15 protein-coding genes are annotated in these 18,400 nt (G+C 63.9%); 12 read left to right on the plus strand and 3 right to left on the minus strand.

Features of this window, described 5'->3' with window-relative positions; all coding sequences use genetic code 11:
- Positions 1–99 precede the first annotated feature (99 nt).
- The gene (locus HDC29_RS03460; RefSeq protein ID WP_179494403.1) at positions 100–3,564 is read left to right on the plus strand and encodes a TonB-dependent receptor; all 3,465 of its coding nucleotides are present in this window, start codon (positions 100–102) and stop codon (positions 3,562–3,564) included.
- A gap of 85 nt (positions 3,565–3,649) precedes the next feature.
- Positions 3,650–6,370: a pitrilysin family protein gene (locus HDC29_RS03465; protein ID WP_179494405.1), complete on the plus strand. Its 2,721-nt coding sequence runs from the start codon at positions 3,650–3,652 to the stop codon at positions 6,368–6,370.
- 15 nt (positions 6,371–6,385) lie between these two features.
- On the opposite strand, the gene HDC29_RS03470 is transcribed toward HDC29_RS03465, so the two are convergent.
- Entirely contained in the window at positions 6,386–8,224 is a 1,839-nt protein-coding gene (locus HDC29_RS03470) for a sodium:proton antiporter (protein ID WP_179494407.1), read from the minus strand.
- A 290-nt stretch (positions 8,225–8,514) separates the two neighbouring features.
- On the opposite strand from HDC29_RS03470, the gene HDC29_RS03475 reads away from it, so the two are divergent.
- A complete protein-coding gene (locus HDC29_RS03475) occupies positions 8,515–10,692 on the plus strand; it encodes a TonB-dependent siderophore receptor (protein ID WP_179494409.1) in 2,178 nt (725 codons plus the stop codon).
- 90 nt (positions 10,693–10,782) lie between these two features.
- On the opposite strand, the gene HDC29_RS03480 is transcribed toward HDC29_RS03475, so the two are convergent.
- The gene (locus tag HDC29_RS03480) at positions 10,783–11,037 is read right to left on the minus strand and encodes a hypothetical protein (protein WP_179494411.1); all 255 of its coding nucleotides are present in this window, start codon (positions 11,035–11,037) and stop codon (positions 10,783–10,785) included.
- Positions 11,038–11,151: 114 nt separating this feature from the next.
- Between HDC29_RS03480 and HDC29_RS03485 the strand changes: the two genes are divergently transcribed.
- The 4 genes from HDC29_RS03485 to HDC29_RS03500 all read left to right on the plus strand — a co-directional run bounded on the left by HDC29_RS03485 (position 11,152) and on the right by HDC29_RS03500 (position 13,680).
- Positions 11,152–12,111 (plus strand): IS1595 family transposase, encoded by a 960-nt coding sequence (locus HDC29_RS03485; RefSeq protein ID WP_179494413.1) that lies wholly within the window; start codon positions 11,152–11,154, stop codon positions 12,109–12,111.
- An 82-nt stretch (positions 12,112–12,193) separates the two neighbouring features.
- Complete coding sequence (locus tag HDC29_RS03490) at positions 12,194–13,048, plus strand: hypothetical protein (RefSeq protein WP_179494415.1); 855 nt, start codon at positions 12,194–12,196, stop codon at positions 13,046–13,048.
- Positions 13,041–13,556: a PIN domain-containing protein gene (locus tag HDC29_RS03495; protein ID WP_179494417.1), complete on the plus strand. Its 516-nt coding sequence runs from the start codon at positions 13,041–13,043 to the stop codon at positions 13,554–13,556. Before HDC29_RS03490 ends, HDC29_RS03495 begins: the two co-directional genes overlap by 8 nt.
- Positions 13,543–13,680 (plus strand): hypothetical protein, encoded by a 138-nt coding sequence (locus HDC29_RS03500; protein WP_179494419.1) that lies wholly within the window; start codon positions 13,543–13,545, stop codon positions 13,678–13,680. Before HDC29_RS03495 ends, HDC29_RS03500 begins: the two co-directional genes overlap by 14 nt.
- A gap of 215 nt (positions 13,681–13,895) precedes the next feature.
- On the opposite strand, the gene HDC29_RS03505 is transcribed toward HDC29_RS03500, so the two are convergent.
- On the minus strand, positions 13,896–14,174 hold the full coding sequence (locus HDC29_RS03505) for a hypothetical protein (protein WP_179494420.1): 279 nt from the start codon (positions 14,172–14,174) through the stop codon (positions 13,896–13,898).
- A 338-nt stretch (positions 14,175–14,512) separates the two neighbouring features.
- Between HDC29_RS03505 and HDC29_RS03510 the strand changes: the two genes are divergently transcribed.
- From HDC29_RS03510 to HDC29_RS03530, 5 genes are all read left to right on the plus strand, one after another.
- On the plus strand, positions 14,513–14,986 hold the full coding sequence (locus HDC29_RS03510; protein WP_179494422.1) for a hypothetical protein: 474 nt from the start codon (positions 14,513–14,515) through the stop codon (positions 14,984–14,986).
- Positions 14,983–16,293, plus strand: a complete 1,311-nt coding sequence (locus tag HDC29_RS03515; RefSeq protein ID WP_179494424.1) for a terminase large subunit domain-containing protein — start codon at positions 14,983–14,985, stop codon at positions 16,291–16,293. The genes HDC29_RS03510 and HDC29_RS03515 overlap by 4 nt, the downstream gene beginning before the upstream one ends.
- A gap of 118 nt (positions 16,294–16,411) precedes the next feature.
- Positions 16,412–17,518: a phage portal protein gene (locus HDC29_RS03520; protein ID WP_179494426.1), complete on the plus strand. Its 1,107-nt coding sequence runs from the start codon at positions 16,412–16,414 to the stop codon at positions 17,516–17,518.
- Between the two features lie 110 nt (positions 17,519–17,628).
- Positions 17,629–17,946 (plus strand): DUF6127 family protein, encoded by a 318-nt coding sequence (locus HDC29_RS03525; protein WP_179494428.1) that lies wholly within the window; start codon positions 17,629–17,631, stop codon positions 17,944–17,946.
- On the plus strand, positions 17,943–18,395 hold the full coding sequence (locus HDC29_RS03530) for an HK97 family phage prohead protease (protein ID WP_179494430.1): 453 nt from the start codon (positions 17,943–17,945) through the stop codon (positions 18,393–18,395). The genes HDC29_RS03525 and HDC29_RS03530 overlap by 4 nt, the downstream gene beginning before the upstream one ends.
- The last annotated feature ends 5 nt before the right edge of the window (positions 18,396–18,400 follow it).

The following is an 18,400-nucleotide window of genomic DNA, read 5'->3' on the forward strand; positions in this document are numbered from 1 at the left end:
AAAAATTTTATTTCATCGCGATGTCGGTTTTGCGGCAATCGCGCGTCTGCTTGGATGAGGCGGGTCGCAAGCAACACCCCGCCCATCAGGGGGCCATTGATGATTTCGAAAGCCACGCTCGCGGCTTGCGCCGCTACGATTGCCATCGTCTCCAATACCGCCGCGGCCCAGACGCAGGCCGAATATGATCTCGACCTGTCGGAACAGCCGCTCGCGCGTTCGCTTCGCGATGTCGCGTCGAAAACCGGAACCAATATCGTTTTCGTGAGCTCGGTGGTGCGCGGCAAGACGGCGCCGTCGCTCCGCGGCCGCTTCACCGCCGGCGGCGCCTATCGCGCGCTGCTTCAGGGGTCGGGGCTGGTCCTCCGGGAAACCGCGGGCGGCTCCTATGTCGTGACCCGCCCGTCGGGCGGCGCGCCTTCCACTCCCTCCGATCGCCCGGCGGCCGAAGGCGCGGGTTCGATATCGGGCCGCGTTGCCCAATCCGACGGCAATCGCAATATTTCCGGCGCGCTCGTGCGGGTCGAGGAAACGGGTCAGGTCGCGACCGCCGACGACCTCGGCAACTTTCGTTTCGCGCGCGTACCCACGGGCACCTACACGCTCACCGTGTCCTTCCTCGGCTTCATCGAGCAATCGACGCGGGTCGAGGTCGTCCGGGGCGAGCAGACCAACGCCGAATTCTGGATGGACGAGGGGAGCAACGCGGCGGGCGAGATCGTCGTCTATGGCTCGCGCAGCGCGCGCGCCAACGCGCTAAACCTCCAGCGCACGGCCGAGAATAGTTCCGACGTCGTATCGGTCGACGATCTCGGCAATTTCACCGGTACGACGATTTCGGAAGCGCTACGCCGCGTGCCGGGCGTCTCTTTCCAGCGCGACGGGCTGACCGGTGACGGCACCAATATCATGATCCGCGGGCTCGACCCCGACATGAATGCGGTCAAGCTCAACGGCCTGAATCTGCCGGTCGGCAACGGTGTCGGCCGGTCGCCCGACCTGTCGAACCTGCTCGCCGATTCGGTCAGCAAGATCACGATCAGCAAGAGCCTGCTGCCGAGCCAGGACAGTGCGGGCACCGGGGGGCTGGTCGAGATCGAGACGCTGTCGCCACTCAACCGGCCGCGGCGTTATGCCAACCTGCTGATCGAAGGCGGCAAGAGCGGCAAGGGTTTCAGCGACGATGTGCTGGTGTCGGGAACGATCGCCGGCAAGTTCGGCGCCGAGGAGAATTTCGGGCTCAGCGCGTCGGTGCAGTATCGCAAGTCGAGCAATCGTTCGATCAGCTATGGCCATAATCTGCGTTATGGCGAGTTCCTGCCGCCCAACGCCGACGGCAATCCGACGCTCGAACAATATGACGCGGTCGATCCGCTTGCCACCTTTCCGTTCCTGCCCGATGCGACGCGCGCCTTTCCGCTCAGCCTCGGCACCAGCTTCAACCATGTCGAGACCGAAAATGTCGCCGCGACGCTGTCGGCGGAATGGAAGGTCGGCGACCACAGCAACCTGAAATTCGACTATCAGCACAGCGAGGCGCGCCGCACGACGGTCCAGCTCAACGAAAGCTTTGGCGTCGACCTCGATTATGTCGCGACGCCGACCAGCGGCAATCGCACCGCGCTGATGGTCGATCTGACGCCCGGCAACGAGACGCTCGAGCATACGCAAAATTATGTTTACGACCGTAATGCCCGCAACATCACCGACACCTACAGCCTTGGCGGCAGCACCAAGACGGGGCGGTTCGAATTCGAATATCTGCTGGGTTATGCGCGTGGCAGCGAGCGCCATCCGTCGAATTTCGGGCTACAGCTTCGTATGCCCGCGGCCGATGCGCGCGCCGAATATTTTCTGGCCCAGGCGACCGACCCGACACTCGGCTATATCGTGACGCCTTTCGGCCCACGCGGCGGCAAGGGGCTGCAACTTCCGCTGTTGACCGAGGCGGGATGGGATTTCGTCAACGATACCTCCAATTTCACGATCGATGCGGCGAGCGGCCAGATCGACGTCACGCGCGGCAAGAATGATCGCTACACCGCCGAATATAGCGCGAAATTCAACGCCGGTTGGGGGCCGCTGACCTATGTCGAGGCGGGCGTCCAGTTCGAGCGCGTCGAATTTCAGAGCCGCCTCGCGCGCTCGCAATTCGGCGGCAATGTTCCGATCAGCGCGCTGCCGCTGACGCTCGTTCCCAACGATCTGTCGCGCATCGGCGTCACCGGCTCGCGCTTCGTCGTGATCAGCGAGGAATCGCTCACAGATTTCGTCGACAATGTGAACGACTATGTCGGCGGTGCCGGCGGGCTGCAGCTCACACCGATCGTGTTGCCCGACGATATCAACCGCGAACGCACGCTCGAACAGAATCTCGCCGGCTATGTCCAGTCGCGCCTCGACATCGGCAAGCTGGAAATCATTGGCGGGGTGCGCTTCAACCGCACGCGGCTCGAAGCCGATAATCTGATTTTCCCGACCTATATCGGGCCGATCGATCCGTCGAACGGCGGCGGGTTCGGCGTCGATCTCAAATTCCAGAACGACTTCACCCGCCTCGCGAGCCAGAAGGCGACGGCCACCGACTGGCTGCCGCGCATCCTGTTCAATTATCGCCAAAGCGACAATCTGATCTTTCGCGGCGGTTATTTCCTGTCGGTCGCGCGGCCGCAGATCGGCCAGCTTTCTGCGCAGACGCGGATCAGCTTCATCAACATCCCGATTCCGGGGCCGGAGGGGTTGAAGCCGATCCTGACGATCAACACCGGCAACCCCGACCTCAAGCCCGCGACAACGCACAATTTCGACCTCAGCGTCGAATATTATGACCAGGACATCGGGGTGCTGAAGCTGTCGGGATTCTACAAGCGGATCAAGAATCTGCTGCAAGCCAATGCGACGAACGGGCCTGCGCAGCTCGCCGCAGTGCCGCTGCCCGACCATATCTATTTCCAGGGTGCGCCCTATTTCGATCCGGCGAACCCGGATGATTATTTCATCACCGGATCGACGCCGTCGAACAGCGACAAGATGGCGACGATCTGGGGGATCGAGGCGCAGGCCGAGCGGCGCTTCAACTTCCTGCCCGGCGCGCTGGCGGGGCTCGGCATCTATGCCAATTATACCTTCACCAAGAGCAAGCGCTGGCAGATCTACAATTGGCCTTATGCCGACGCGGGCGAGGAGGTCTATGAATTCTCGGGCATTCCGTTCAACAACCAGCCCAAGCATTCGGGAACGGTCGCGCTGACCTATAACAAATATGGGATCGACGCGACGCTGGCTTATGGTTTCCAGTCGCGCACGCTCGACAATTTCTATCCGCGCGGCCTGTCGGTCTATCGCGAAGGCGTCCGCACGCTCGACTTCCGCTTCGAATATTGGATGCAGCCGAGCTTCGGCAAGCTGCGCCTCTATGTCGAGGGCGAGGATCTGCTGAAGGGCACGAGCAGCCCCGATCTGCTCGGCTCGGTCGGCGGCGTCGGCGACACGCCGCGTTTCTACAGCGGCGCGACCTATCTCGGCGGCCGCCGCGTCAAGGCAGGCGTCGCCGTCACTTTCTGACGCGCATTTCCCCTTCCGGTCGGCGGCTCTCCTCTCGGATCAGCCGGCCGGATTTCTATCAAAGATGTGACAGGAGCTTCTCCTCATGATCCGTACCAGCCTTCTGCTGTCGGCCGCGGCCACCGCGTTTTCGCTCGTCCAGCCGGCGCATGCCGACGAAGTGCTGCCCTTTGAGCAGTTCACCCTGTCCAACGGGCTGCGCGTCGTCGTCCATGAGGATCGCAGCACGCCGAAGGTCGCGGTTGCCGTCTGGTATCATGTCGGTTCGGCGAACGAACCGGCGGGCAAGTCGGGCTTTGCGCACCTGTACGAGCATCTGATGTTCAACGGGTCCGAACATCGCGACGACGAATGGTTCCCGCCGCTGCAGGAAATCGGCGCTTCGGCCGTCAACGGCGCGACCTCGTTCGACCAGACCTATTATTATGAGGTGGTGCCGACCGGCGGGCTCGAGCGCGCGCTGTGGATGGAATCGGACCGCATGGGCCATCTGCTCGGCGCGATCACGCAGGCCAAGCTCGACGAGCAGCGCGGTGTCGTCCAGAACGAGAAAAGGCAGCGCGAAAGCCAGCCCTATTCGGGGATGGACGATATCACCGCACGGGCGCTGTTCCCGGTGGGGCATCCCTATCATCATCCGATCATCGGTTCGATGGAAGACCTGGGTGCCGCGTCGCTGACCGACGTGAAGGACTGGTTCGGCCAATATTATGGCGCCGCCAATGCGGTGCTGTCGCTGTCGGGCGATGTGAATGCGCAGCAGGCGAAGGCGCTCGCCGAGAAATATTTCGGAAGCGTGGCCGCCGGTCCGCCGGTCAGCCGCACGGCCGCCTGGGTGCCGAGCCTGTCCGAAGACAAGCGCGACACGATGCTCGACAATGTGCCGCAGGCGGCGGTGTCGTGGAGCTGGGCGGTTCCCGGACGCGGCACGCCGCAATCCTCGACGCTGCGCGCCGCCGCCAGCGCGCTCGGCAGCGGCAAGACGTCGCGGCTTTACAAGGCGCTGGTCCTCGACCAGCCGCTCGCGACATCGGTGTCGGTCAATTACCAGCCGATGGCGGTCGCCGGCATCTTCTCGGTCGATGCGCGACTGAAGCCCGGCGTCGAACCGAAGGATGCCGAGGCCGCGATCCAGCGAACGATCGACAGCTTCCTTGCGACCGGCCCGACCGCGGATGAGTTGAAGCGCGCGAAGGTGACCAATTACGGCAACAATATCCGCGCGCTCGAATCGGTTTATGTCCGCGCGATGGCGCTCGCCGACGGGCTGATCTTTGCGAACAATCCGGCCGAATATGCCGAGGATAATAAACGTTTCGACGCCGTCACCACCCCCGCCGTGCTCGCCGATGCCAAGGATTGGCTGACCCGCGGCGCACACAAGCTGACGGTGCTTCCCTATGCGGCACACGGGGTGATCGCCGACGGCGCCGACCGCAGCAAGCTGCCGGACCTCGCCGCCTCGCCCGGCCTGACCTTGCCCGTTGCGCAGGAGGCGCGGCTTTCGAATGGCATTCGCGTCGTCTTTTCGCCGCGCCGGAACGTGCCGACGGTCGACATGGCGATCGTGTTCGATGCGGGGACGGCGGCCGACGCGCCCGAAAAAAAAGGTCTCGGAGGCTTCGCACTGCAGATGATGGGCGATGGCCCGGTCGGGCTGACCGCGCAGGCGTTCGAAGAGAAGCAGGCGTCGCTGGGCGCGCGCCTCTTTGCGAGCGCGGGCAGCGACACGACGAGCTTCATGCTCTCATCGCTCAGCCGCGAACTACCCGCGACGATCGCGCTGTGGGCGAGCTATATCCGCACGCCGGGCTTCCGCGCCGACGATCTGGAGCGCGACCGCGCGCTCAGCCTGTCGGGCATTTCGCAGTCGCTCGCCGAACCGACCGCGATCGCGCAGCGCACCTTTACCAATCTGCTCTATGGCGCGGCGCATCCCTATGGCGCGCAGCTTGCGGGGCGGGCGGACACGCTGAAGTCCTTCACCCGCGCCGATGTTGCAGGCTGGCACGCGAGCTGGGTGCGCCCCGACAATGCCGTGATCTACGCTAGCGGCGACACGACGCTCGAGGCGCTGACCGCGCTGCTCGAGAAGCGCTTCGGCAGCTGGTCGTCTCCGGCGGAGGCCAAGGGCAGCAAGACCGTGCCGACGATTTCCTTTGCCACGGCGAGCCGGGTGGTGCTGATCGACAAGCCCGGCGCGATCCAGTCGGTGATCCGCGTCGGCCAGTTGTTGCCCGACGGCCTCGATCCGCGAAACTTCGGCTATGATGCCGCGAACGGCGTGCTCGGCGGCAGCTTCACCGCGCGACTCAACATGAACCTGCGCGAGGCGAAGGGCTGGACCTATGGCGCGAGCAGTTTTATCAACGAGCAGCGCGGGCCGCAGAATTTCGGCGTGGCGACGAGCGTGCAGACCGACAGGACGTCGGAGGCGCTGGCCGAGATCGACAAGGAAATCCGCGCGATCCGCCAGGAGCGGCCCGCAACGCAGGCCGAGCTCGACATGATGGTGAAGGGCAATGTGCTGGCGCTGCCCGGCCAGTTCGAAACGAACCAGGCGTTCGTGAACTACCTCCAATATGTGTCGCTCTTTGACAAACCCTATGACTATCTTGCGACGCTTCCCGCCAGATACGGCGCACTGACGCCTGCGGCGATCACCAGGGCCGCGGACGAGATGCTGCGCCCCGACGCGATGAGCTGGGTGATCGTCGGCGATTTGTCGAAGATCGAGGCGAAGATACGCGCCCTCGCTCTCGGCACGGTCGAGGTGTGGGACGCGGAAGGGCGAAAATTGCGTTAGCCTTCGACCCGCGGTTCAGCGTTCCGCTGCCGTTTCCTCCGTTCGGGGAGCGCCGGCTGACCGCGACGCCGTGGGGGCGACCTCCGGGGGAACGAAGGTCCAGATGACGTCCTCGGCGTCGACATGGGGACGGCGTTCGGTCGAGAAAATGAGAAGCTCCCCCGAAGCTTTCGCAACGGCGAGGCTGTCGCCGCCGTTGGCCTTCATCCGCGCGACAAATTCATCATAGGTGAATTTCTCCGTGATGCGGGTGCGTCCGAAGGTCCAGCCGGCCTGCAGGCGATCAAGCAGCTCCTCGATCGGCGTACCGGCGAGGGTGAAGGCGCGGCCGCGGCGCAGACCCTTGAGCCGCGACTGGCCGCCGGTCCGGCTGACGCGCTCGGGCCCGATCTCCGGCGCAAGCTCGCTGCATACGAGCGCGTTGTAGCTGTCGCTGCCGGTCGCGGCGATCAGCTGCCTGAACTGGGCAAGCTCGATTTCGTCGTCGTGCGCCTCGTCGAGAATGTTGCCGTGATAGACCGGGATTTCGGCGCGGCGGGCACGACGGAGCGCGAGCTTGTCCTCGTCCGCGATCAGTACCTGACGACCCTGGGACTTCACGAATTGGGCGAAGGCGATCGTCCAGCTGTTCGCGCCGACGAGCAGGACCCCGTCGCCCTTGCCGCGATCGAGGCCGAGCAGACGCGCGAGTGCCCCCGCGGTGAAGCCGTGCGCGAAAATGGTGACGATGACGACACCGAAGCCTAATGGGACGAGCGCCTCGGCACCCGGCACGCCATAGTCGGTCAGCCGCAACGCGAAGAGGCCCGTCACGGCCACCGCCACGATACCGCGCGGCGCGACCCACGCCACGAAGAGCCGCTCGCGGAACGGTATCCGCGTGAAAAGCAGCGCGGTCATGATGGTGAGCGGCCGCACGACGAAGAGGAGCAGGAGCAGGAAGAGCAGGAAACGCAGCTGGAAATTCTGCACGACCTGCCAGTCGAGCGTCGCCGACAGGATGATGAACACGCCCGAAACCAGGAGGATCGTGAGGTCTTCCTTGAAGCGCCGCAGCATGTGACTGGAATAGGTTTCGCGGTTCGCCATCACGACGCCCATGACAGTCACCGTGATAAGTCCCGTCTCGTGCATGATGATGTCGGACAGAACGAAGACCGCGATCACCGAGGTCAGGAGGATCGGGGCTTTCAGATATTCGGGAATCCAGCCGCGAAGATAGGCGGTGGTGAGGGCAAAGCCCGCCGCGACACCGATCAGGATGGCGAGCAGGCTCGCGGCGACGACGTCGATGACGATGTTGCTCGCGGTGGCCCCGCCGCCGTGGGTCATATAGCTGAAGACGCCGACGGCGATCAGCGCCCCGATCGGATCGTTCACGATCGCTTCCCATTTGAGCATATGCTTGACGCGCGGCGGCACGTTCAGCGATCGCAGCAGCGGCGCGATGACCGTCGGCCCCGTCACGACCATCACGCCGCCGAACAGGGCGGCGAGTTCGAGCGGGAGGCCCGCGCCATAATAAGCGGCGGCGGTGCCGAGCGCCCACCCCAGCGGCACGCCGATGAACACGAGCATGAGGACCGCGGTGCCCGCCTGGCGAAGTTCGCGGAATTTGAGACTGAGCCCGCCCTCGAAAAGGATCACGGCGACCGCGAGCTTGATGATCGGTTCGCGCAGGGCGCCGAAGTCCCGCTCGGGATCGATGAGACCGAGCATCGGGCCGGCGACGATGCCGGCGATCAGCATCAGTGCGATCGCGGGCCGGCCGGTGCGCCAGGCGATCCACTGCGCGCTTAAGCCAATCACGCCGATGAGGGCGATTTTTACGAGCAGCGAGTCGATTGCGAACATATCGGGGACATTATGCGGAGCGCCTTTCAAAGTTCCCGCGATAGGCAAATCCGTCTCGTCGGTCGCCCCGCGATCGCGCAGCCAGGAAAGCCCGGTGCGCCATGAACTCGCTCAACGCCTCCGACCTGCCGCGGGCTCCTGACGCTAGCGCCGGACGGTGTCGCAGTCGATCCCATCCTGTCTCGGCGCCGTCGATCATCTTTCGGCTCGCGACAATATTTTGCCTCTATTGCGTCGCAATTGCAATTAGTTTAGGGGCTGCTCGTTGTTGCAGGGATAGTGGGGGCACCATGTTTCGTTCGTATCGTCTGGTCTTCAAATTCGCGCTGCTCGCCGCCAGCGCCCTTTCGGTTCCGGCCTTTGCCCAGGAAGCGGCTTTGGAGCAGAAGAAGGGTGAGGCGAGCGGCCGCAAGGACGACATGATCGTCGTCTATGGCAGCGGCATCGACCGCAATAGGGCGGCCACAGGCCTCGACCTGACCCCGCGCGAGACGCCGCAGTCGATCACGATCATCACGCGCGAACAGATCGACGACCAGGCGGCATCGACGGTGGCCGACGTGCTGGAATATACCACCGGCCTTTCGGTGAAGCGGGTCGATCGCGGGCGCAACCTGCTTTCGGCGCGCGGTTTCGACATCACCGCCTTCCAGCTCGACGGCCTGCCGTTCGCGACGGGCAATGTCGGGCTCGAGGAAACCAGCACCGCCATCTATGACCGGGTCGAGGTCATCCGCGGCGCGACCGGCCTGCTGCAGGGCGCGGGCGAGCCTTCGGCGTCGATCAATATGGTTCGCAAGCGCGCCGACGCGCGCGAACTGACCGGCGAGGTGAATCTCGAAGCGGGTTCGTGGAACCATTTTTCGGGGATGATCGACATCGGCGCGCCGCTGACCGTCGACGGCTCGGTGCGCGCCCGCCTTGTAGCCGAAGTCTATTCGCAGGATGCTTTCGTCGACCTCGAAAGCAGCAAAGGCTTCACCCTCTATGGCACGATCGCCGCCGACCTCGGCCCCGACACCCGGCTGAGCGCCGGGGCGAGCTATCAAAGGGACGAGCGCGACGGGGTGATGTGGGCGCAGCTGCCCTATTGGTATGCCGACGGCTCGCGGCCCGACTGGGCGCGCTCGCGGACGACCGGCGCCGACTGGAACGCATGGGACACCACCGAAAAGGCGGCGTTCGTTTCGATCGAGCAGGATCTGGGCGGTAGCTGGCAATTGCGCGGCGATGTCTCCTATTTCGAGCAGACCGAGGATTCGAAGCTGATCTGGCTGTGGGGCAATCCCGACCGCGCGACGGGGCTGGACATGGAGGTGTGGCCCTATTGGTATCTCTCCAAGCCGAAGCAGTGGAGCGCCAACCTGCAGGCCAAGGGCGATTACCAGCTCTTCGGGCGGCGGCATGAGCTGGTGTTCGGCGCAATGTACAGCCGCCAGAAGGGCGGCTGGACCAACCGCGATCCGGATCCCGCGAGCGTCGCGCCGGTCGGCGACTTCAATGCGTGGGATGGCAGTTATCCGGAACCCATATGGGGCGAACGCTATCGCATGAGCGGTTTCGGTACGACCGAGCAGACCGCGGTCTATGGCGCGACGCGCTTCCAGATCCTCGACCGGCTCAAGCTGATCGCCGGCGGGCGCCTGAGTTCGTGGACGCGCGACGAGGAGGAAGCGCTTTACACGCCTGCACCCTATCGGATCGAGCACAAGAATATATTCACCCCCTATGCGGGGCTGGTCCTCGACTTCAACGACGTCCTCTCCGCCTATGCGAGCTATACGAGCATCTTCAATCCGCAGACCGCGCGCGATCGCACCGGACGCTATCTCGCCCCGCTCGAAGGCGACAATTACGAAGCGGGGCTGAAGGCCGACCTGATGGGCGGGCGGCTGCGCGCATCGGCCGCGGTCTTCCGCATCGAGCAGAGTAATTTCGCGGTTCCCGACATCGACCCCGAAACGGGCGATCCCTATTTCGTGCCCGGCACCACCGACATCGCCTCGCGTCCGGCGCAGGGCGTCGTGTCGAAGGGATACGAGCTCGAAATGCAGGGCGAGCCGTTTCGGGGCTGGGACATCAGCGCCGGGTGGAGCCATTTCAAGGCGAAGGATCCCGACGGCATCAATGTGCAGGCGCACCAGCCGCGGCGCGTGTTCCGCATGGCAACGAAATATGAATTCGGCGGCGCGCTGGGCGGCTTCAGCCTCGGGGGCTCGCTCCGTTGGGAAAGCCGGCCGCCGCAGACGGCCGAAAATCCCGCAACGGGCGTGATCGAACCGGTCGGGCAAAAAGCCTATGCACTGGTGAACCTGATGGGCGCCTATGACGTGACCGAGGCGCTGTCGCTCCAGGTCAATGTCAACAATGTCTTCGACAAGGCCTATTACAACACCAATAGCTGGTTCGGGGGCTTCATCTATGGCGAACCGCGCAACGTGCGCGTGACGCTGCGCTACGGGTTCTGATCGCGGAACGCGCGATACTCTGGGCCGATGCCGCCGCCGGCGCGGGGCGCGGAGTCGATCCCGCGCCGGTGCGCCTAGCCTCTCCCGTGCTTACGGATGGTTGCGATATCGTCCGCGCAAAATGTCGCGCTGTCGCGCTCGTTCGCGCCTGAACCGGGCGATGAGATAGACTGCGGTGCCGACCATCAGGAAGATGATGGCGTAAGCGGCAAGGGTTCGGGGTTCGATGATGGTTACTCCAGCCTGAAAATGGCGAGACCCCACCCTGATACGCCGGCGGTCGAATAAGGTTCCGCCGCGAATTGCAAAATTGGCATTCTGTCGCCTGATCCAGATAAAAACCATATGGGTTAAAATACCTTGACATCGTAACGCTGATATGGCACAAGTGTCGCGATTATGTAGTTTACAAACCCAACCGATTGCGCTAGATAATGCTCATCAACGGAGCATATCACCATGTCGGTTCTTTCTTCCCCCTACTTCCACGACGAAGCCAAGGCTTTCGAGCATCTGGAAAGCATCGTTTGGGCTGACGGCGTCGTCTGCCCGCATTGCGGTGTGGTGGGCGGTCGGGTCTATGACCTGTCGGGCGTTCGCGGCAAGCCGACCCTGAAAACGCCGGAAGGCGCGCTCCGTCACGGCCTGAAAAAGTGTGGCGAGTGCCGCAAGCAGTTCACCGTCAAGGTTGGCACCGTGTTCGAGCATGCCCGTATGCCGCTTCACAAGATGCTGCAGGCCGTCCACCTGATCGCGTCGAGCAAGAAGGGCATTTCGGCCCACCAGCTTGGCCGCATCCTTGAGGTGCAGTATAAGACGGCTTGGTTCCTCGCCCACCGTATCCGCGAAGCCATGCGTTCGGGCGACCTTGCCGCGCCGTTCGGTTCGGGCGGCGGCGCTGTGGAGGTCGATGAAACCTATTTCGGCACCAAGGAAGGCCGTCGCGGCGCCAAGGCTGGCACGGCTCACAAGTTCGGCGTTATCGCCCTTGTGGACCGCGAGAGCGGCACCATGCGCTCGTTCACGTTCGACAAGTTCCGCGCCGATGAGGTCCACCCCATCGTTCTCAACAACATTGCCCGCGAAGCCCGTTTGATGACGGACGAAGCGAAGATGTATAAGAAGATCGGCCGCGAGTTTGCCGAGCATGGCACGACGCTGCACGGCGCGCGCCAGTATGTCGATTACAAGGATCGCACGATCCACACCAACACCGTCGAAGGCGCGTTCTCGATTTTCAAGCGGGGTATGAAGGGCGTCTATCAGCATTGTGGCGAACAGCATCTGCACCGCTACCTCGCCGAATTTGAGTTCCGGTATAACACCCGTCAGGCGAACGGCATTGATGATCGCGGACGGGCCGTCGCTGCCGTGCGGGGCATCGTTGGCAAGCGCCTGACCTATACAGCAGCTAACTAGCTGTAAGCCGCGAAAAACCTAGATAAATTAACCGATTCACAATGGCATTGGGCCATGCTACCCTTTCGTCGGAGTTGGGTTAATGGCAAGCGAACGCGTCACTGTTCAGGTCGAATCGAACCTCGGTGAGGATGGCCCCCTCTCCGTTGCCGATACCTTGCACCAGTTTCTCGACGCCTTCGAATTTCTGGCAGCTGCTGTAGAGCAGGAAGAGGGTGGCGGCACCATCCGGTGGCGGCTGGTGTCGATGTCCAAGAATAGCCCGGCGACTGCCACAGCAGAGGCATATTCGACCGATCCCACGGTAGCCGTTGCACCCATCCTGTTTCAGGGGAAGCGCCGCTTCTATTCTGGCGTCGCCGACTTGGACAAGGGTATCGTTGCCCCTTGGATCGAGAGCCATTTCAACGTCGCGAAAGATTTGCTCCGCCGAAACCTCAATGGAGTGGGACGCACGGTTTTTGATCTGGATGGTGAGCTACCTCAAACTGTGGTTGTCGAGCGGGTGGCGCGTCAATGGCTCAAGTCGATTGAGCGCTTCGAGAGCGACAAAGAAGCGGAAGTTGTGGACCGCACTCATTCGGAATTTGGCAGCATTGATGCCAATGTCGCCCAAGCGGCGACGTACAAGGGCAGTCCGGCGCTTTACGTGAGAGAGCGCCTTACCGGCAAAACGATTCCCGCTGTATTGACGGAGCAAGCGGCTAAGGAAGCTGGCAAGTCTCATAGCTGGGCCGATGCCTGGGACGGTAAACGGGTCCGGGTTCAGGGCGAGATATTTTATAATGCGCAGGGCGAAATTTGCCGCGTTCGCGCGACCAAGGTTACGGATGTAGTTTCGCCAGAAGTCGATCTGCCCGCCCTGCGCTCCATGAACATAACCAACGGGAAGTCTCCGCAAGACCACCTCAACGATCTGTGGGGCTACGATGGCTGAAAAAAAACGGGTCTATTGGGATGCCTGCGCATGGCTAGGCCTGCTCAACGGCGAAACTGAAAAGATGCAAGCTCTCCAGCATGTATGGGAAAGCGCGCGCCTCGGGCATGTCGAAATTTGGACAAGCGCCTTTTGCATCGCCGAGGTCTATAAGGTGAAGTGCGATGGCCAATGGGCGAACGGCGCAGCCGACAGCGACGCGCGCATTGACGGCTTATTCGACGCCGATTTCGTCAAGGTCGTTCAGGTCGATATCGAAATTGCGCGATTGGCACGATCCTTACTGCGCTCTCACGATAAGATGAAAAAGCCGAGCGACGGGATACACTTGGCGACAGCCGTTCATTGGAACCTCGACCAATTGCACACCTACGACGGGAACGATCTCCTTGGCTTGATCGGCGTGAAGCGAGCTGACGGCGGGGAACTAGACATTTGCCGGCCGAACAAGCTGGACGGCGATAATCTGTTCACTGTCGCTGACGAGAGCCAGCATGACCCAGCCTGACAAATCCCAACTCGACAAGTTCAAACAGGCCGCGCGCGACCTCGAAACCGACGACGACCCCAAGCGCTTCGACGAGCGCCTAGGGAAGCTGGTGAAGCATAAGCCGGTGGAGAAACCGAAATGAGTGCGGAGTTTTGGGCCATCATTGGCGTGGGGACGATCATTTTTTTCACGCTCTTGAAAACAAACGATCACCTTGCAGAGACTAACCGCCGCCTGCAAACTTTCTGGGAGCACTTGCTAGACCAGCGGCGATAACAAAAGTGGTGGAGGTATCATGATACCTGTGGTATCTAGATGCCTGTCATGCAGATTAGCCCCGGCCCAGATCGCTTTTCCTTAAACTTGGGTCCAGACGGCGTTTATCGCGTCGATGGGCGGGTTATCCCAAGTGCTGACCACCCCTCCTACCGCATCAATGACGACGAGCTTGTCGTTGGAATCCATTGCAGCGTGAACGAGAGCAAAAGCTGCGCCGGGATCGTGGGGCGTGTTCACGTAAAAAAGTGAATATTGAAACTGGTGCCATTTGCCGAGGTCTTTGATAGCGTCGCGAACGGCGTCATAGTTTTGACCGGGCGCATCTAGATCATAAGCAATAAATAGATTGTAGGTCACTGTGTCCCTCCCGACTCGAAGCGGGAAGGCTAGGACTAAACCAGCACCACGATAAGTCTTTCCTACATAATCCCGGCCTGTCACACCGACCGGATGAACCACGAACCAGATTGGAAAGAGCGAGCGGAAGCGGCTAATTACTGGCTGCTTACCGCTGTTGTCGCTGGCGCATTCGTTGCGGGGCTGATTTCCGCCATCCCGTATCTGCGGGGCGGGTGAGTGGGTTTGCAAACTACATAAACGCCACAAGTGTCACATCATGAAGAATTGCGATTCGGGCCGGCGCCCTTCCGTTTTCGGGAGAGCGTTCCGGCCCGAATCTTTTCGGGAGGCGAGTGATGGGACAGGCCGGAAAGACGGCGGGCGGCACCGGCGATGCACGGCCTGGCCGGCGGCAGCAGGATCTATTCCTGGAAGCCCTCGCCGAATCGTCGAACGTTGCCGCCTCGGCCCGCACAGCGGGGGTTTCCGCGAACGCGATGTACCGCGAGCGCCGGCGCAACAGCGCCTTCGCGGCGCGCTGGCATGAAGCGTTGTGCGAAGGCTTTGCCCGGCTTGAGGCCGAATTATTGTCCGAGGCGCTGATCGCGCCCACGGGCAATGTGAAGGATGCGACGCTGAAGTCGCGCGCGCAGAAATACCGGCTCGGGCTTTCGTTGCTCGCGGCACACCGGGCGGCGGTGCGCGGGGCGAAACTTCCGGGTACGAACGGCGCACCGAGGGGCAGCGCCAAAGCCAGATTGATCGCCAAGCTGGAAGCGATGCGCGCCCGGATGGCGGCGGAAGGCGATGGCGAGGATGGTCGGGTTTGAAGGGGCTTTCCGAACTGCTGAGGTTGGCGCCTGAAGAGTTCGCGGCGTGGGCGCGCAGGGTAAACGACACATCGGCCGAAAGGCTGCTCGGCGACTGGAGCTGGTGGCGGCGCGCCGACCAATGCCCGCCGCAAGGCGACTGGCACGTCTGGATGCTGCTCGCGGGACGCGGCTTCGGCAAGACGCGCGCGGGGGCCGAATGGGTGCGCGGTTATGCCGAAGCCCATCCCGGCGCGCGGATCGCGCTCGTCGCGGCGTCGTTGCACGAGGCGCGGCAGGTGATGGTCGAGGGGGAGAGCGGCTTGCTGTCCATTGCGCCCGATGATGTGCGACCCGAGTATGAAAGCAGCCTCCGCCGGCTGAGTTGGGCAAACGGCGCGGTGGCGACGCTTTATTCAGCAGCGGAGCCCGAGAGTCTGCGCGGCCCCGAACATTCGGCGGCCTGGTGCGACGAAATCGCCAAATGGCCGCAGGGCGAAGCGGCGTGGGACAATCTGATGCTGACGATGCGGATCGGCGACAACCCGCGTGTGGTTGCGACGACGACGCCGCGCGGGGTGCCGCTGGTAAGGCGGTTGATGAAGGAAAAGGGTGTCGAAACGACCGGCGGGAGCACAGGGGACAATTGCCTCAACCTGTCGCCGCAATGGCTGGCGACGATGGACGCGATCTATGGCGGGACGCGGCTGGGGCGGCAGGAACTGCGTGGCGAGTTGCTCGAGGATGTCGAGGGCGCGCTGTGGACGCGGGCGCTGGTCGAGCGGTGCCGCGTCGAGGCGGCGAGCGTCGGCAAGCCGATGCGCGTCGTGATCGGTGTCGACCCGCCGGCGACGGCAAACGGCGATGCGTGCGGGATCGTGGTCGCGGCGCAGTTGCGCGACGAGCGGCTGGCGGTGGTCGAGGACGCGAGCGTCGAAAATCCGCCGCCGCATGTCTGGGCGCAGGCGGTCGCGGCGGCGGCGGCGCGCTGGGGCGCCGACCGCGTCGTGGCCGAGAGCAATATGGGGGGCGAGATGGTCGAGGGCACGCTGCGCCAGGCCGATGTCGCGCTGCCCGTCGTGCCGGTGCATGCGAGCATCGGCAAGGCGCGGCGCGCGGAGCCGGTGGCGCTGGCCTATGAGCGTGGCGATGTGGTGCATGCGGGGGTATTCGAGAGCCTTGAGGACCAGCTTTGCGGATTGCAGGTTGGCGGCGGCTATGCGGGGCCGGGGCGGTCGCCGGATCGGGCGGATGCTTGCGTCTGGGCGCTGGCGGCGTTGCAGGAGGGGCTGCGGAAGGGGCGAGGGCCGGGGGTGCGGCGGGTTTGAACCAAGACGAGCCGGATAGGACCGCCTGATCCTCCCTATGGCGAAGCCATGGGGAGGTGGCAGGGAGGATCGAAAGACAGCCACGACAGCCCTCATTTTGCGATTGCAGGAGATGATCATGAACTGGTTTGGCCGCAAGGCCGCGCAGCATGCTGCGCGGCCCGCTTTGTCGCGTGTGTATGAGACGTGGTCGGCGCCCGCGCCGCTCAGCTGGGAGGTGCAGGTCCGCGAGGGCTATTTGTCCAATGCGATCGTGCAGCGGGCGGTGCGGCTCGTTGCCGAGGCGGCGGGCAGTGCGCCGATCGTCGCGAGCGATCCGGCGCTGGCGTCGCTGGTGGCGGCGTCGTCGGGCGGGCAGGGACTGGTCGAGACTTTGGCAGCGCAGCTGCTGCTGCACGGCAATGGATATGTGCAGATATTGGCAGATGGCGCGGGGGCGCCGGCGGAGCTGTTTGCGCTGCGGCCCGAGCGGGTGACGGTCGAGGCGGACGCGCGCGGATGGCCGGTCGCCTATCGGTATAAAGCGGGCGGGAGCGCGGTGGTGCTGCCCGCCGAAGATGGCGCGGGACGCATCGCGGTCGTGCATGTGAAGGCGCTGCATCCGCTCGACGATCATTATGGCGCAGGGTGTCTGGGCGCCGCGTCTGGCGCGATCGCATCGCACAACGCCGCCGCGAAGTGGAATTCGGCTTTGCTCGACAATGCGGCGCGGCCTTCGGGGGCGCTGGTGCACGATCCGGGCGACAAGTTCATGCCGCTGTCGGCGGAACAGGTCGACCGGCTGCGCGAGGAGCTGGCCGAGAGCTTTGCGGGCGGTGCGAATGCGGGGCGGCCGTTGCTACTCGAAGGCGGGCTCAAGTGGCAGGCGCTATCATTGTCGCCGGCGGAGATGGATTTCCTCGCGCTCAAGGATTCGAGTGCGCGCGAGATCGCGATGGCGTTCGGGGTGCCGCCGATGCTGCTCGGGCTGCCGGGCGATGCGACCTACGCCAATTATCGCGAGGCAAATCGCGCGCTGTGGCGGCTGACGGTGCTGCCTTTGTGCGCGAAGATTTTGGGGGCGGTGGCACAGGGGCTGGCCGGGTGGTTCGATGGCGCCGAGCTGCGCGTCGATCTGGATAAGGTGCCGGCGCTGGCCGAGGACCGGATGGCGCTGTGGCGCGAGGTGTCGGCGGCGGACTGGCTGACGGCGGAGGAGAAGAAGGCGCTGTTGGGATTGGGGTAGGTTTCGCCGGCAGCGGGCCACCCCCACCCAGCTTCGCCTGGGCAGCGAGCTGCCAAGGCTGCGCAACCCTCCCCCATCCAAGGGGGAGGGATTTTCATGAGGATTTCGACATGGACGAGGACGAGGCGCTGGCGCGGTTGATCGCGCTGGCGGGAACGAGTGCGGCCGGAGCGCCCGATGCCGCGCTGCTGCGCGCGGTCGTGGAGGAAGCGAGCGAGTTGGGCGCGCGGCGGGCGCTGGCGCGGCTCGGGCTCGCGGATGAGGCGGCGCGCGACGATGTGAGCGATCTGCGCCAGCTGCTCGGCGCGTGGCGCGATGCGAAGAAGAGCGTGTGGGCGGCGGTCGTCGATTGGGCGGTGCGTTGCGTGCTGGCGCTGGTGGTCGTCGGGCTGGCGGTGAAGCTGGGGCTGCCGGGGCTGTTGAAGTGAGCGCTGGCGCGAGGGCACGGGCCGCCACCCCTGGCCGCTCCCCTGAACGGGAGGGCGGAGTCCGGTTCGCGGGCTATGCTTCGGTGTTCGACCGGGTCGATCGAGGGGGCGATGTCGTGCGGGCGGGGGCGTTTGCGGCGAGCCTGAGGGCAGGACGCGCCGTGCCCTTGCTTTGGCAGCATCGGCCGGGGGCGAGCATCGGCACGATCGAGACATTGGGCGAGGACAAGCGCGGGCTGCGCGTCGTGGCGCGGGTAACGCATCCAACTGCGGCGGCGCTGGTCGCGCGCGGGGCGTTGACGGGATTGTCTTTCGGATACCGGGTGACGGCGTCGCGCGGGAAGGAACCGCGCGAATTGCTGGGGCTCGACCTGGCCGAGGTGAGCCTGGTGGCGATGCCGATGCAGCCTTTGGCGCGGGTGATTGCGGTGGATTTGGTGAAGGAGTGACAAGC

Source organism: Sphingopyxis sp. JAI108, from assembly GCF_013410105.1.
GTDB lineage: Bacteria > Pseudomonadota > Alphaproteobacteria > Sphingomonadales > Sphingomonadaceae > Sphingopyxis > Sphingopyxis chilensis.